Here is a 13658-nt window from a genome sequence, read left to right as displayed (position 1 = left end):
TCAAATGAGACAATGACTTCAGACGCCAAATCAGATAATCTGCGGGATTTTCTGCCGAAAAACCTCAATTCTAACCGTTTAAGAACCAAAAGTTAGGCGGAATAGGCAATCGGTAATGCCTACATGCTGTTAGAAGCATTGGCGATAATCCGGATTTAACCGCGCTCAATTCACCCACTGCTGGACAGGTCTTGATGGCCTGGTTCAGTGTATCTGCTAGCGCATCGTGTCCCTTTTGAGGAGAAAGGTCTGTGACACAAATTCCAGTATCTGTGTTCCCGCTCCAGATATTCTCATCCGTGTCTTCGTCGGGGAACCATGCTTGGTGAGTGCAGTTTGGGATTTTTGCTTGAAGGCGTTCAGTGAATTCCACAATGTTTTCCGGGTCAGTGGCGTATTGCATCCATAGAAAGAGAAATGGATAAAGAACGCTCCCAACACAGGCTTCATCACGGTAAGATTGGTCAGAACTGACTGGATGAGACAGTAAGTCACGATAGTCGCGGTGACAGGTCGGGTACTGGGAATTTGCTATCAATGAAAATGTCGTTTTTCCAGAAATTCCTTCTAGCCAAGGCAATAGTCGATCTACGTTACCGGTCTGTTGAGCAAGATACATCACCAGTGCGATCTCGATCATATGGTCGTCTTTAATCGGCGCGTTGAGAGTTGGGTTTGTGTTAATCACCGAGACAATCGCGTCCAAAGTCTGGGCAGTCGTTTCCGCTAATGATTGTGCAAACTTGGGGTCTGCCTTCGTAAGGCCTTTTGAAAAATGATCGGTCCAAATTCCGCGTATGGCCAGCCTACCCAATAGCTCGAACATGGCTAAGTTTACGTCCACCGACTCGCGAGACCGTACTGCCACCGAAAGAACATGCAGAGTGTTACCGTGAGCATAAGCGGTCTTGGAAAAATACATTTCAGAAGACGTCAAGTACAGCTTAAGAAATTGATCCAAGATCAACGAAAGTGTCTTGTCGTATTTTGTGGGCTTATTCTTAGGTTCATTAACCCGAACCACATTCCAGCAAAACAGTAACCCGAGTTCCGAAACCCGATAGGTACTCTCCAAGTTGTCGGCCTCAACTGCCCATGCTGTGACCGCGTGTAGACAGATGTAAGCTTGGCGGAGCCTCAACAGTTGAGCTTTCTGCTCTGCATGCCCTTCCAACAACAAGTCACTTAGAAACGCACGTGTGTAATCGTAGCAAGCAGCAGGTTCGTTCACCATTGCGATGGCTTTTTGAAAATTGCGTCGAGGTTCTTCTTCCAGTAATTCCCGCGCCAATAAACTACGCATCATAAGTTCTGCTAGACGATCTCCATCCCACAACTTGTATGCAATGTCGTCAGTAGTATTCGTCTCAGTGAACCCAGCCCAGTTCATTAAGACTGTTTCCTCAAGTTCCCCACCACAACATAGGCAGATCTTTACGGGGAGTTCAGCATGCTCTTTGGAAACATTACTCCGCAAATAGACTTCACGAGCTTCATTTAACTCTGCACGAACGGCCTGAGCTCCTCCGTCCCAATCATTTCGCCTTACGTTCCCGGCCTTGATTACAAAAAGATAGAGATAGCTTTGTTTATCCTCACCCTTGATTTTTCCAACCGCAGCAATATCGACGCCATTTTGCCTTGTTCCGATCATCGGCGTGTTGAGTACGCGGAGCCCAATTTCTGAAAGCAAGTTTGGCAAAACGGCTTTATCAAGGTCTCCTCGCTCCTTTAAGGATGCAAGATACTCTTTCAAAATTATTTTCATCGCACGATCCGTTTCTCTAGACGAAACGTGGTCAGAGTTTCGTGGAATCCTACCGGATCGACAACCGAAAGCCTTGGCAACTCAGTACTATAAGAGAATTCGGCAAGAGGCGTGATGCTTGGCGTTTTCTTGTCACCCGCGCCATGTATCATTGTGAAGCTTTTTTTCCCATAGAGTAGCGTGGAGTGACTGACTATGTCGGCAAATATAGACCGTTTGTGGGCCTGTTTTTGGATATCCCGGTTGCGTTCATGATCCTTAGCTGCCGCTGCACGCCGCTGCGCGTTGGTTGGGAGAAGCTCAACAAGGCCGTTTGTTTGCTCAAGGCCATTGATGTACGTGTCGTGCTTAGCAAGCAGCCTTTGAGCGCATTGAGCGATCCGCTTAGAAGGGCTGTTGCTCTGATTTGTCAAGTAATCACGCAGTTCACCCCCATAGCTCAGTAATAGTGGATCAAACAAAAGTTCTTCGACCTCATTTCTTGCCGCTTGCTTGCCGTTCTTTACGACTCCCAACAAGATCGACGCCGCAGTAACTTCATGAAGCCAGAAAAAGCCAATACACTTTCTTGCCATGAAAACTTGATCTAGGGCATCGGTTGGCAGGTCTACCTTTGCTAGTTCAACAAGCCGTCCTTTTTTGCCGCCTTCACCCACCATGTCGGCAAGAAACGAACATAGCGCGAACTGGCCATCAGTTAGCCAGCTAGCAAAGAGCTTTGACACATTGAGCTGATCTTCCCAAATCCATTTGCAAAAATGGTAGTATTCACTTGATTCAGTTGACTTCGACAGCCTTGGGATTTGCGTTGCAAAGACGTCCGTAACCTTCTCCAATGACCACCTCTCGTCCTTTGAATGCAAGGCGTGGTCTAAGTGATTAAGTAATGCTGCCGCAGGAGCAGCTTCCGATTTTGCAGAAACCAAAATCAAATCGATGCTGCTCGCGACCAAGCCTTTTGGGTGGTAAAAGAGCATTGCCGTAAGGAGAACCAGTTCGGCGTCCTTGTTGGCGCTTATGACGGCGGATATCAACTCTGACTGCAGGTAGGGATCGGATTGGCCCATTCCTTCCCAAGTCTTGAAGGCGGTTTCGATGGCTGATGATCTCACATCCTGAGCCGTCTCGTCGTTCACCATTTTGAAGCACTCATCCAATAGGTGCTTCTTATCAGCCATATCTTTCAAGTCGAGCCTCCCAAGTGAACGCAACCCAACAGCTACGACAGTTTTGTCTGCGTGCTCTAGGAGGTTAAACGCAAGTTTTTGGTCGCCAAGGCCTTGGATGGCAAACACGCAATGCGCTACGCAGAGTTGGTCAAGAGACATAGTACCCGCAACAATCTTTTCAGCTTTCTGAGGGTTCGACCTACACCACTGAACCAAAGATTGGTTCGGTAGGCCTGCCGCTCCGTCGGAGCCAGCCTTCTTAACCAGTGTGTCGACAAATTCTAAGACTTCGCGATGAGAGCATTTCAACCCTGGAATTGTCTGATCTAAAGGGTGAATGATCATCCAAAAGTCGTTGTGCTCAAGTTTCGAAATTGCTGCCAAATTACCTTTGGAGACTAACGAGATTTGCCCTGAATTATGCAACTCAGACAGAATGGGAGCACATTCGACGCGCCTTACGCGGCTCTCCAACGAAAGAATGCAGTCAATAAGTGTGCCGCTTTTGTCGGCTGCGGTGAGAGCCTTTTTAATCGGGGTCAGGTCTTTCACTAAAGCAGCACTCGCTAGACAATGACGGTTGAATTTACCGCATAACGTGTACTCTAGTGGTCTATGAATTTGCAATCGTCATTGTCGGTAACAAACAGCCGTGAACATCATACCCAAAAAACCCAAGAGCCCCGCCAGCTCCGCGTAAAAAACCGGGTCGCTCGTCAATCTCAAGGCACATCGACCCGGGCCGATGCAGCGAGCAAGACGAGAGCGTGGGTTAAAACGGTATTTCAGGGTCATTTTCGATGAACGGAGCGGTTGAAGGGTTTTCGTCGGCTTCGCGTCTGGTGGTGAAGCCGTAATGCAGCGCCATGTCTTCCGGGATGTATTCGTGAAGATCGAGCGCGAGGGCTTTCATGATCGTTTCTTGCTCCTTCTGGAACGCCGATTTTCCCTTGGATTTAGATTTTTCGGGCGCAACCGTGCCACCCAAACCCGAGAGTAAATCAATCTGCACATGATGGCCTGCCTCGAAGGCCTTGCGCATCTTATTGATGCGAATGAGCATCGCGGTTTTTCGTCGTCTGTCTTCGTCGGGATCGCCCGTCAGGCCCCATCGGTTAAAGCGTTTGCTATCTTGTTCCATACAGCCAACGTCGCATACAACCTAAGCGTTAGCAAGAATTCAGGCCCAGCCGCTGAGACGGTACGAGCCGCTGAGGGCCGTTTCGAGATGGGTTGCTGACAGGTACGCGAGGGCTGTTGCAATCGCCCTGTCGGCGTGATGGCCTTTGCCGCCCCCTTGCAGGACAAGATTTCCCGCCGATGTGGACGCCAGTTCGAAAGATGCGATCTCGTTGAGCAAGTCTTGTTTTCCGTCGAGGTCATGCGCGACGGTCAAAGCGCCCGTTTCGAGGCCAACGGCCATGTTCTCCAAAAGTAGGGCCTTGGCACACGAAACGTCTTTGCCTTTGCGAGTCAGATTTGACCCAGCGGTCATGACAACGGCGTGGTGTTCGATGTCCGCATTGTCCAAGGTCGATGAAAATGGCGCGCCGAGACCTGATGCGTCGATGGCGAGAGACCAGTGCGGAATCTGATTGAGACGCTTGACCAAGAAGTCGGCAAGATCAGTGTACGAGTACAATTGGATCGTCTCTTGAAAAACGACAGTGCATTTGCGTGGTCCCAATTCCTGTTCGAACCCACGGCCTGTGAACTGCGGATAGCATTCGTCGCGTATCACAACGATGGCCGATGGGTCATTGCGTCCAAGGTCCATGCCGACATGGTGGCGGACCCAGCCGTGAACAACGGTTCCAAAGGCTGCGGGATCGGCGTTTGAGGGCAATACAACGCGCCCGTCTCTGAGGTGTTCGTACTTTGGTGGGTTGTCAGGGGTCATGTGATTTCCAGTGCTTGGACGTTCTTGTTGGACGCGTTTTCGAGCGTTTCCCACGAGATCAGGGGCGTGCCGGAGCCGACAAACTCACATAAGTGTTCACGCCGGAATGTTGTGTCAGACATGGTGGCCTTGTCGAAAGCGACCTGAGACGCACGGCGCGGAATGTCGATGGATCGTGCGGTGATGCGTTTCACCCGCTTGTTGCTCGTCCAAGTCTCGTAAAAATACCCCTGCCGCATGTTCGGAGTAGACAGCAGGAAAATGCGACCCGTCTCGCGCCTCATGGGGAAGAAGGCTGTCAGCGCATCGTCGTCGAGAAAACAGGCCTCGTCCGCAATGATGGTGTCTGCGGTCATGCCGCGCGCTTGATCGGTTGCCGGGACAACGATGATCCGTCCACCGTGGCTGGGGTGTGCCTCAAGCTCTGTTTGCGTCTGGCGCACGATTGGCGGGCAGAATGGATCGGTGTTTTTGAATTCCAGAATCCGCCGGAACAACTCAGTTGATTGTCGCAAGCTGGGAGCGGTCAGGATCACCGTTTTGCCGACCGAGAAATCGTCATACCCAAGGCCACCTGCCGACGTTGATTTGCCCGACTGCCGACCGCACAATGCGAGGACCATTCGGTCTTCCTCGTTTAAACGCGGATCGGTTTGCAGGAGCGTTTGCTGCCAAGGATCAGGCTCACCAATGGCCAGCCGAAACCGTTCGATGGGGTCGAGCGAGACGGTCAAGCCTTGCAGGAACGAATGGAGGGCGGCGTCGTGGATCATGAGCGGTCGGGCTGACCGGGCCAACGTGTTGCTGGTTTCAGCATATTCCGCGCGGCCAATTCGGCCAGAAGTTGAACGATGATTGGTGACGCGTTTTTCATCGCTTCACGCACGGCGCTTGGGCTCTCAAGGTCCGTGTTCTCAAGCCGATTGACGATCTCAACGGATAGTTTAGCACTACGTGTCGGCACTATGCGGGCCTCCGATCATCGACAAGGACGGGCTCTTTGATAACGCCCATAGCGTCCATCTCGTTCAGAAAATCATGTTTGGCAGCTGGGTGGTTGTTGAGTACTTTCAGGATGATCTGACGAAGTTGGATGAATTGCGGCGACTCGTTCAGGTTCAGATGGATATCCATCTTTTTGTTCAGCTTGCCGTGGAGATCAGCCAGCGACATGAGCGATTGGCGCAACTCTTTCAGCGCGCCCAATTGCATCACGCGATCTTCATCGCCTTTCGCCCCTTCGAGCAGGCTTTTGAGTTCGCGCAGAACCCATTTCAAGTCCTTATCAGTGTCCTCGCCAAACTCGTTGACAATGGCCGCGTGCTGCATCGCCGTTTTGACTTTGGCGTCGTGCATTGCGGTCGCGAGGATCGCCAGTTTATCCTCTTCGGGCAGTTGCGAAATGTATCGCGCAACCGAAGTGTCCGACATGCCAAGGTCTTTGCCCGCCTGGAACATCGACATGCGCCCAAGCACGATCTCGCGCGTGTAATGCTCCCGTTTTGCGTCCGGGAGCATCATCATTTTATGGGGGCGTTTTCCCTGTGTCATTCGTCAGCAACGATCTCAAGCGGCACGCCTTCTTTCTCGGCCAGCGCTTTTGCATCGCGATAGGCCGCAACGTTGCGCGCGTCGACGCGTGAGATTTTGATGGCGTCACCGGCCTTGCGGCCCTGGTACATGTTGTTTCCGTCAAGCCGGGCAATGCGCTGCTTGTCGGCGGCGTCGATCAGGGCTTTGGTCCGGGCGGCGAGCGCGGCTGATGCTTTGCCAGCCTCCTCAATCTCCGCGTCCTTTTTCAAATTCGCGAGCTTGTCCAAAAGCTCGTCGTTCTTGTCCTTGAGACCCTTCACTTGGGTCTCGACCTGTTCGGTGAGCTGGGGAATGATCGCCTCTGCGATCTTGGGCGCAAGGGCTGCGATCAGCGCCGCTGCTTGCTTGTCGTTGTCGTCGGCCATTTCTGGTTTCCTTGTGATTGGGACGGGCTATGCCGGACCCGCCCCGTTTTCATCACAAGGAGCAGAGGGGCCTAACCCGATTGCTGTGGAATGATTTTCGGTGCTATCCGGCGGATGCCGCAACCGCAGTTTCAGGTACAGAAACAAGAAGATAGGTGTTGTCATTGTTCACAACTTCACCCTTCGCAACCGCGTTGCGCAAGACTTCTCGGATGGTCGTGTCGGACACGTCGCCCTGTGTCTCTATGATCAAGTCTTTGAAGGTGCGGGGCTGCATCAGGAGCGGCATGATATGGCGGCGCACGTCAGCATAGCGGGTAACTGCGTGTCGCGGTCGAGGCTGTGGTTTGGGTGTTGGCTGGGGCGTTAACTTCCGGCGTTTGGACTGGGATTTCTCGAGTTCCCAAAGCGCGCGCGCCTGCGCGACTTGGGTCAATTCGCGCCGCCCGTCATATGTGGCAAGCGCTGTGCTGTCGCCTTCCAGAACCTGAATGACCCGAGCACGCATATTGTCACCATCAAAGCCAATAGCGTCGCAGAGATCATTGCGCCGCTTTGCCCATGCACCTGTCGCTTTGGTCAGGAACAATAGAGCGTCTCTCTTTGCCTGTTGCGCCTCCTCTTTGGTCGACGTCAATCCTACTGGACCGAACAGATCGAGGATGGCACGGGATAAGACCGAGAAGATCAGCAGTTCCTCGGGCATGGTTCGAGAGTGATGCATGCCGTGGTCAGGATCGACTGCGGGCATCACACGTTTCCGGCTTCTGGCAATGTGGAAAACGGCAGGACGTTTTCGTCTTCTTCGATCAGATCGCGCTCGTCATCCAAGGCGCGATTGACGTCCATCAACTCGCCCTTTTTCAAATTCATCAGCAAAGTGTCATGCGAGATCGCACCGGCTTGCCATGCCTTGATCAGCGCGGTCAGAACAGCCGGGTCCATCTGGGCCGTGATGAAGTCGCGGTGCAGTTTTAGGGAGACTTGATCTTGGGTGCCGGTTTGCGTCCATTCAGCGGCAAGGCGCAGGAGCTTAAGGATTGCCGCCTCAACCATATTTACCGACGAATGCAGCAGGGACAGTTCGCTACGCGTGCGCAGCTTCGCGGTGTCAGTCGTCTCGTTGCGCCCTTTGCCATCGTAGACCATGCGCGCGCCCAATGTTGCCATCTGGGCGGTTAGGTCATCCAAGGCTGTCTTTTGGGCGGCGATTCCAGCGCCCGTAAACTCCAACATGCCTGCGGTCGCGCCTTGAGGCAAAACCCAGAACGCACCCGAGCCGATTTGCCTTGGCATGTTCTTTTCGTTGAGCGACCCGGCCACCCAAGGCGTCGGCTGCGAGGTCAGATACAGGCTCCAATAGTAGTCAGCGCTGACGCGCCAATGGGCCAGATTGACGTTGACGAGATCGAGAAACGGCGGCTTCTCAACGTCGGCTTTCAGATTGTAGGGGCTGACAATGACCGCCGGAATGTCAAACAGCGGCGCACCGTCGATGGTCGGCACGATGTCTTCGCCGATTTGAACTTCCGAAGTGGTCGCAATCTCCGGGCCGTTGCGCTTACGCGAGACATGGAAACGGCGGACGGTGTAGGCGGGTTCAAGGGTCAGGAGCAGGTGTTGCTCGACACCGTCGTCCAGATCGTCGTTGTCTTCGTGCAGCCGCAGACGCGTCAGCTTTTGACGGCCACCAACCAGTTCCTCTTTCCAGTCCAGAATTGATTCCGCATTGAACGTCGAAATGAACGGGGCCGAACCCGGAGCCGCGCCCTCCGTCGGGTAGTCGAGAACCATCGCGTAGCGGCCAATGGACAGGACTTCGTGCAGCGTGTCTTCCAGAAGAACGTCGAGGCTGTGGCCTTCGAATGTCGCCGCATCGCGCATCGACGCGATCCGATCAGGCAATTCCAGAATTGGGGCGTTGCGTGTGACAGAACCGACCATGCCTCGGAGCGTGCGTTCGGCAACGGCGTAGAACGATGACCCTTGGACGTATCGGTTGTATTGCGTGGAGGTCATGCCCTCGGGCTGTGGAAGGTATTGGGAGCCCGCGTTTTTGAGCCGGTCTTCGCCCGCAATCACATCGCGGATTTTGTCGTAAGCCTGCCGTTGCTCCTGATAAGTGCGATGGTTGATCTTTGTCATTCGATGCCCCTCACGATGAACTGCCAAGGAATGTCGAAGTGCGATGTGTTGGCGACATTGCGGACGCGGACGCCTTTTTCGGTGCGATCCGCAAGGACGCCCATTAGTTCACGCGTGGATGCAGATCGTCTGCTTTGGCGGCAGCAACAATCAGGTTGCGCAGGTCTTCTTCGGCGATGGGCAGGTCCAGATGGTACGCCGTGTGAATGTCTTCGGCAAAGAGGCGTGAGCCGTTAGGTGTCGACTTGATGGCGACAGTTGTGATGGGCATTCGATTGCTTTCTCTAAGTGGTGTTGGCGGGCCGTGGGTGTGCGGAACATTTATAGAACATGGCGCGTCGCTGGCGTTACCGAGATAACGAGGTAGCGGTCAGGAAAAGCAGGTGGCGAAGGCCGGTTATGTTGGATCGTCAGAGCGCGTCAGAGAAGGCGGTAATGGGTCAGCGGGCATGATGGTGGGGCGCGTGGTCAAGAACGCGTTGCTTACGCGGTTTCGCTGCGGCTTTGATGCCTTTACGGGGCACAGGGGATATGTCGGGCGCAGGCGCGGTGGGAAAATCGTAGATTTGTGATCTTCTAAATCAGCCTGGGGGCGAGGTTCAGTGTCAGAGAAAGGGGGTGGTCAGGCGGATTACCGTGCAAAACCTTTGATGCGCCATGCGTTACAAGGATCGCAATCAGCATTGTGCTTTTAGATCAATGGATTGACTGCGCAGCCCAACGTCCAACTGATCAGTTGGGCTTGCGATAACCTATCAGGGGACGTTCTTCCGCGGGGAGTCAGGGACGCTATCGAACAGGAAGATGGCGTGACTTACGTGCGCCCACGCGCGCGAATGACCAAAACAAAAAGTGAGTGATCATACACCCTGCACGAAAAAATCCCGACACTGCAACACGTTACCGCATTCTTGCACCATCACCCTGCACACGCCCTGCACGTCCTTCCACACGCTAACCACTTGTTTCACTGACGACCCTGCATGTTCTGCACGATCTACACGGATTCAAAACGAAAACGCCTTGCTGCAACAACAATGGAGAATTGCGCCACTGTCGTCGTTTCACGCGCACGCACACACGCGCGCACGAATTGACGGCTTGTAGGCTTCGGACCCATAACTCATTTACCACCACCTGCCATATCAGTCGGATACCGCCGCCCGCTGCCCGTATGATGCCACGCATCAACACCGCAACCGAAAGGACCCGACCCGATGCCCTTCGACTTTCCGCCTACTGTCCACCCGCGCCTGATCAATCGTCTCGCCCGTGCGAACGCACTGAACGACCCCGCAACCTGTTCCCAATGGCTGCGGGATCGCGTTGGGCGCAAAGAACGCCGTCAAATCCTGATGGAGCTTTTCCCTACCGTCGGCGCAATCGCCGCATGAACGCCATCTTGCGGCGAGCGACTTCTCGTTGCTCGTCAGCAGCCGCTTCGTCGTCAATCTCGTTCAAATGCCGCTGCACACGTTCAACGACTTCCTCTAACGGCGGACCATCAGGATAATCCTCCTGATTTAGCCACTCACCATTAAACGTCGATTTGGGATTCTCATCCCACGTCTTCCGCCACGCCGTCATGATACGTTCTATCTCTTCATCAAGGCGCGCCTCGAATTCTGCACGGGTTTCGAGCTTCCGCTCAATCCCTGTCATGAACAGATCACGCTCTGACCGCGTCGTGTCCCGCCACTCACCTTTGTCCTCGACCTGTATGAACGGATCCATATCTTCGACCGCATACCGATCCCCTGTCCAATAGAAGCAAACCTTGTGCTTGACCTTGCACGTATCAGGAGTTGCTCCTGCCCATTTCGGCGGAAATTCAAAGTGCCCAATCTCGATGCCTTCGAACTCGTCGCCGTTCCAAGGTTCGATAGGTTCCGAGAAATGCGAGTCGATGGGCACCGCTTTGGGTCGTGAATACGTTAAAGTTGCTTTCTCGACATTGGGCAGAGTCAGGGTTGCGTCTGCGAGCGCCCATGCCATGCTGATTTCCTCATCTGACCGCCCGTGCAGCCCTGCATTGCCGACACGGCGACGGAATGGCTTCAACTGACCGTCGCCGCGCCCTGCAATGCGATGTTGCCCATCTTCGACAACCCAATGCTGAAACTCAGGTTCCTCATCCGATTCTAAGGCACGGACAAGCGCGCGATCTGCTTTGAACTGATCACATGCCGACTTGAGCTGACTCCGCCATTCGCTGAGGCGCTCTTGCGCGAATACGGCGTCATACTCCTTTAGCGGATGTGTCCCCATGCGTTCGAACCGCGACCAAGGAATTGCTTTCTTGAGCTTGAGGGTTTTGTACCACCACGACAAAGGCGCGTAGTCGGTCAGTACGTCGATCCGTTTGGGCGGCTTGCACCATGCCCAAGGATCGTTGCGTAGTTCGTCAAAAAGCACCTCCATGGCATTCGCGACGGGCTCAACGATTGGCATGCCGCTGAGTGCTCGCGAAACAGTGCTCTTGTTGATGGGACCTGTCATGTCGTCGAGGCGTTCCCAGTTCGCGGCGAACCAAGCCTCAACGCGCTTGTTGCCCAGGAGGAATTGCTTGATTGCGTCGCCTTCCAAAAATACGGCGCTGTCTGCTTTGCTAACCATCACTGATACTCCTTCATCCAAGCAACAAGGTCGTCATACAGGTATCGAATTAACCGAGAATTTGGCTGGGAGTATGACGGTCCAACACCATCCTTGCGCCAACGAAACAACGTTTCATCGGTCACTGCAAGAAACTGTGCGGCCTCGCGGCATGTCATAACTTGAGGTGGGTGTGACCGTATCAGGTCATTGTGCAGAGCTTTTAGCTGCTCTGAGAGCTCGTCGATAGTCATAGGCATATTCCTCGTGATGAGGCCTATGACCGACGCGTCTCCTGCTCCTGACGGTAAACCGTCGCTCACGCGTTCGGCCTTCCAGTCCCGGTCAGGTCACTACGCCCGGGCATGGAGGCGTATGTCGTCAATATTTAGGCGCGCTTGCGTTTCAGTTCAACAACGGATGAAGGTGGCGCACCCAACTGAACATTGATCGCCGATGCAATTGCATTGGCCGACCGTTTCTGTTCGTCATGGCTTGGCTGGCCGTAATGACCGAGCATACGCAGATCGTCGTCGGTCATGGTCTGCTGAGCCAGCCATCTGTGAACGTGACGCGGCGCAACCTCGCGCGCCGTTGTCATCCATAGATGCCGAAGATCGCCTGCGCGTGTCAGGGGCAAACGGTCCAAAACATCCAAATGGCCGCGCTGCCCATTTACCTCCCGACGCGATGGAAACACCCAGTCGCAATCATCGGCACGAATTTCCCAAAGCCGCTCAAACAGCCTCACCACATCATCAGCAATCGCAATCTCCCGCGCGTCTTCCTGCTTCTTCAATCTGCCGAATGTGACGCTGCCAGCGTCCAGATCGACTTGATCCCATGTCAAAGGCCGCAGGCTGTCCTCGTGGCGAAAGCCTGTGTACCAAGTGATCATCCAGCACAGCTTGATATGCTCGTTTTTCACCACCTGAATTTCATCCCAACGATCCGACCAAGGCACTGACATGTCGAGTTTACCTGTCTGCACGCGTGACCGAATTTTGGTGTTGTCGAGCAATGACGGAATCGGCAGCGCGAGGGCGCAAAGCTTGTTGATGAACCGCACGGTGGCCCCGGCGACACAACTCGCATGGTTGGCCGCGTGCGCCTTCTCAAGCTGCAAATTGTTCAGATGCTGATTGATCTCGAGAATCGGCAATTCGTTCACGGGCACATCGGCCCACCGCGCGAGATGATTGGAAAATGAGTTGCGGTAATCATACGCCGTTCCCGGCTTCATCTGAGCCTTCCCAGATGCGCGCGGCTGTGTGCGGTGTTCGATGTATTGTTCCAGTGCATCACCAAACGTAGGGACGCCCAGTACAGCCTGTTCAGCGTCGTGCTCATCGCGCGTCTGAACGTTGCCTGTGGTTATGTCATGCGCGACTTTGCCAACCTGATCCTTCGCCCAGCGGCAGTGTGTGGCTTTAGTCGCCCACTGGGCCAATTTGACTGACCGCGTCTTTTGCGACGTCGGGTCCCACTTGTTGACATACCACGTTTTAACGCCGCCTTTCGTGACGCAGAGGCGCAATCCTTTGACCGTTGGGTCCGTGAACCATGTTGTTTTGGTGGCCGACAATTTCTTGAGTGTCGAGTCTGTGAACTTGATATGGGGCATATCGGTAATCCTTGTAATGACCGTCTCGTTACAAGGTTCACGTTACGTTCCAACACCAATCTAACCCAACCACAAATTGGTCAAGTACCTGATTTAACTATACATAACTGACTTGATGGTGTTGAAAACTAAGCGTTTTAATGGTGCCCCCACACGGACTCGAACCGCGGACCTACTGATTACAAATACGGGCAAACTGGGTTGCTCACGGTTGTTGATGTTGTTTTTACCCAATAAATACAGACACTTCGGTTGAGCAGACCCGGTGGTGGTTGATACGAAAATTGCAAAATAATTGCAAAAATGGAGGCCTCCATGGCAACCCAACGTATCAAATTCACCGAAGGCAGTATCGACAAACTGCCGTTTTCAAAGTCTGGCACGAACCGTTATGCTGATCAGCGCAAGGGGGTCTTCCCAAACCTCTATTTAGATGTCGGCACAAAAACCAAGACTTGGCGTTTAGTCAAATTCGCACATGGCAAGACCAAATCCAAAA

16 protein-coding genes are annotated in these 13658 nt (G+C 53.6%); 2 read left to right on the top strand and 14 right to left on the bottom strand.

Annotated elements, in window-relative coordinates; all coding sequences use genetic code 11:
* Positions 1–70 precede the first annotated feature (70 nt).
* The 11 genes from ACRBB0_RS26815 to ACRBB0_RS26765 all read right to left on the bottom strand — a co-directional run bounded on the left by ACRBB0_RS26815 (position 71) and on the right by ACRBB0_RS26765 (position 9211).
* A complete protein-coding gene (locus ACRBB0_RS26815; protein WP_431377536.1) occupies positions 71–1768 on the bottom strand; it encodes a hypothetical protein in 1698 nt (565 codons plus the stop codon).
* Complete coding sequence (locus ACRBB0_RS26810) at positions 1765–3489, bottom strand: hypothetical protein (protein ID WP_431377535.1); 1725 nt, start codon at positions 3487–3489, stop codon at positions 1765–1767. The genes ACRBB0_RS26815 and ACRBB0_RS26810 overlap by 4 nt, the downstream gene beginning before the upstream one ends.
* A gap of 220 nt (positions 3490–3709) precedes the next feature.
* The gene (locus ACRBB0_RS26805) at positions 3710–4078 is read right to left on the bottom strand and encodes a hypothetical protein (protein WP_431377534.1); all 369 of its coding nucleotides are present in this window, start codon (positions 4076–4078) and stop codon (positions 3710–3712) included.
* Positions 4079–4117: 39 nt separating this feature from the next.
* Positions 4118–4837 carry a hypothetical protein gene (locus ACRBB0_RS26800; protein WP_431377533.1) on the bottom strand — a complete coding sequence of 240 codons (720 nt, stop codon included), beginning with the start codon at positions 4835–4837 and terminating at the stop codon, positions 4118–4120.
* Complete coding sequence (locus ACRBB0_RS26795; protein ID WP_431377532.1) at positions 4834–5610, bottom strand: terminase large subunit domain-containing protein; 777 nt, start codon at positions 5608–5610, stop codon at positions 4834–4836. Before ACRBB0_RS26795 ends, ACRBB0_RS26800 begins: the two co-directional genes overlap by 4 nt.
* Positions 5607–5801, bottom strand: a complete 195-nt coding sequence (locus tag ACRBB0_RS26790; protein WP_431377531.1) for a hypothetical protein — start codon at positions 5799–5801, stop codon at positions 5607–5609. The genes ACRBB0_RS26795 and ACRBB0_RS26790 overlap by 4 nt, the downstream gene beginning before the upstream one ends.
* Positions 5801–6388, bottom strand: a complete 588-nt coding sequence (locus ACRBB0_RS26785) for a hypothetical protein (protein ID WP_431377530.1) — start codon at positions 6386–6388, stop codon at positions 5801–5803. Before ACRBB0_RS26785 ends, ACRBB0_RS26790 begins: the two co-directional genes overlap by 1 nt.
* Positions 6385–6795, bottom strand: a complete 411-nt coding sequence (locus ACRBB0_RS26780) for a hypothetical protein (RefSeq protein ID WP_431377529.1) — start codon at positions 6793–6795, stop codon at positions 6385–6387. Before ACRBB0_RS26780 ends, ACRBB0_RS26785 begins: the two co-directional genes overlap by 4 nt.
* Positions 6796–6898: 103 nt before the next feature.
* Positions 6899–7546: a hypothetical protein gene (locus ACRBB0_RS26775; RefSeq protein WP_431377528.1), complete on the bottom strand. Its 648-nt coding sequence runs from the start codon at positions 7544–7546 to the stop codon at positions 6899–6901.
* Complete coding sequence (locus tag ACRBB0_RS26770) at positions 7546–8940, bottom strand: DUF4055 domain-containing protein (protein ID WP_431377527.1); 1395 nt, start codon at positions 8938–8940, stop codon at positions 7546–7548. Before ACRBB0_RS26770 ends, ACRBB0_RS26775 begins: the two co-directional genes overlap by 1 nt.
* Positions 8941–9043: 103 nt before the next feature.
* Positions 9044–9211 (bottom strand): hypothetical protein, encoded by a 168-nt coding sequence (locus tag ACRBB0_RS26765; protein WP_431377526.1) that lies wholly within the window; start codon positions 9209–9211, stop codon positions 9044–9046.
* Between the two features lie 946 nt (positions 9212–10157).
* Here ACRBB0_RS26765 and ACRBB0_RS26760 point away from each other — a divergent pair.
* Positions 10158–10334, top strand: coding sequence for a hypothetical protein (locus ACRBB0_RS26760; protein WP_431377525.1), 177 nt, complete (start codon positions 10158–10160; stop codon positions 10332–10334).
* On the opposite strand, the gene ACRBB0_RS26755 is transcribed toward ACRBB0_RS26760, so the two are convergent.
* The 3 genes from ACRBB0_RS26755 to ACRBB0_RS26745 all read right to left on the bottom strand — a co-directional run bounded on the left by ACRBB0_RS26755 (position 10309) and on the right by ACRBB0_RS26745 (position 13159).
* Positions 10309–11556 (bottom strand): hypothetical protein, encoded by a 1248-nt coding sequence (locus tag ACRBB0_RS26755; protein WP_431377524.1) that lies wholly within the window; start codon positions 11554–11556, stop codon positions 10309–10311. The genes ACRBB0_RS26760 and ACRBB0_RS26755 overlap by 26 nt on opposite strands.
* The gene (locus ACRBB0_RS26750; protein WP_431377523.1) at positions 11556–11789 is read right to left on the bottom strand and encodes a helix-turn-helix transcriptional regulator; all 234 of its coding nucleotides are present in this window, start codon (positions 11787–11789) and stop codon (positions 11556–11558) included. Before ACRBB0_RS26750 ends, ACRBB0_RS26755 begins: the two co-directional genes overlap by 1 nt.
* 134 nt (positions 11790–11923) lie before the next feature.
* Complete coding sequence (locus ACRBB0_RS26745; protein ID WP_431377522.1) at positions 11924–13159, bottom strand: tyrosine-type recombinase/integrase; 1236 nt, start codon at positions 13157–13159, stop codon at positions 11924–11926.
* Positions 13160–13474: 315 nt separating this feature from the next.
* Between ACRBB0_RS26745 and ACRBB0_RS26740 the strand changes: the two genes are divergently transcribed.
* On the top strand, positions 13475–13658 hold a 184-nt coding region (locus tag ACRBB0_RS26740), incomplete at its 3' end, for a hypothetical protein (protein WP_431377521.1).

Source organism: Pelagimonas sp., assembly GCF_050633425.1.
Classification (GTDB): Bacteria; Pseudomonadota; Alphaproteobacteria; order Rhodobacterales; family Rhodobacteraceae; genus Pelagimonas.
The sequence above is the reverse complement of the archived record's forward strand: the minus strand, read 5'-3'. Positions and strand labels throughout refer to the sequence as shown.

What these genes read in the sequence shown, in the direction of transcription:
- ACRBB0_RS26815 (WP_431377536.1), bottom strand. Translation starts at nt 1,768, where the DNA reads ATGAAAATAATTTTGAAAGAGTATCTTGCATCCTTAAAGGAGCGAGGA.
- ACRBB0_RS26805 (WP_431377534.1), bottom strand. Translation starts at nt 4,078, where the DNA reads ATGGAACAAGATAGCAAACGCTTTAACCGATGGGGCCTGACGGGCGAT.
- ACRBB0_RS26800 (WP_431377533.1), bottom strand. Translation starts at nt 4,837, where the DNA reads ATGACCCCTGACAACCCACCAAAGTACGAACACCTCAGAGACGGGCGC.
- ACRBB0_RS26795 (WP_431377532.1), bottom strand. Translation starts at nt 5,610, where the DNA reads ATGATCCACGACGCCGCCCTCCATTCGTTCCTGCAAGGCTTGACCGTC.
- ACRBB0_RS26785 (WP_431377530.1), bottom strand. Translation starts at nt 6,388, where the DNA reads ATGACACAGGGAAAACGCCCCCATAAAATGATGATGCTCCCGGACGCA.
- ACRBB0_RS26780 (WP_431377529.1), bottom strand. Translation starts at nt 6,795, where the DNA reads ATGGCCGACGACAACGACAAGCAAGCAGCGGCGCTGATCGCAGCCCTT.
- ACRBB0_RS26775 (WP_431377528.1), bottom strand. Translation starts at nt 7,546, where the DNA reads ATGCCCGCAGTCGATCCTGACCACGGCATGCATCACTCTCGAACCATG.
- ACRBB0_RS26770 (WP_431377527.1), bottom strand. Translation starts at nt 8,940, where the DNA reads ATGACAAAGATCAACCATCGCACTTATCAGGAGCAACGGCAGGCTTAC.
- ACRBB0_RS26765 (WP_431377526.1), bottom strand. Translation starts at nt 9,211, where the DNA reads ATGCCCATCACAACTGTCGCCATCAAGTCGACACCTAACGGCTCACGC.
- ACRBB0_RS26760 (WP_431377525.1), top strand. Translation starts at nt 10,158, where the DNA reads ATGCCCTTCGACTTTCCGCCTACTGTCCACCCGCGCCTGATCAATCGT.
- ACRBB0_RS26755 (WP_431377524.1), bottom strand. Translation starts at nt 11,556, where the DNA reads ATGGTTAGCAAAGCAGACAGCGCCGTATTTTTGGAAGGCGACGCAATC.
- ACRBB0_RS26750 (WP_431377523.1), bottom strand. Translation starts at nt 11,789, where the DNA reads ATGACTATCGACGAGCTCTCAGAGCAGCTAAAAGCTCTGCACAATGAC.
- ACRBB0_RS26745 (WP_431377522.1), bottom strand. Translation starts at nt 13,159, where the DNA reads ATGCCCCATATCAAGTTCACAGACTCGACACTCAAGAAATTGTCGGCC.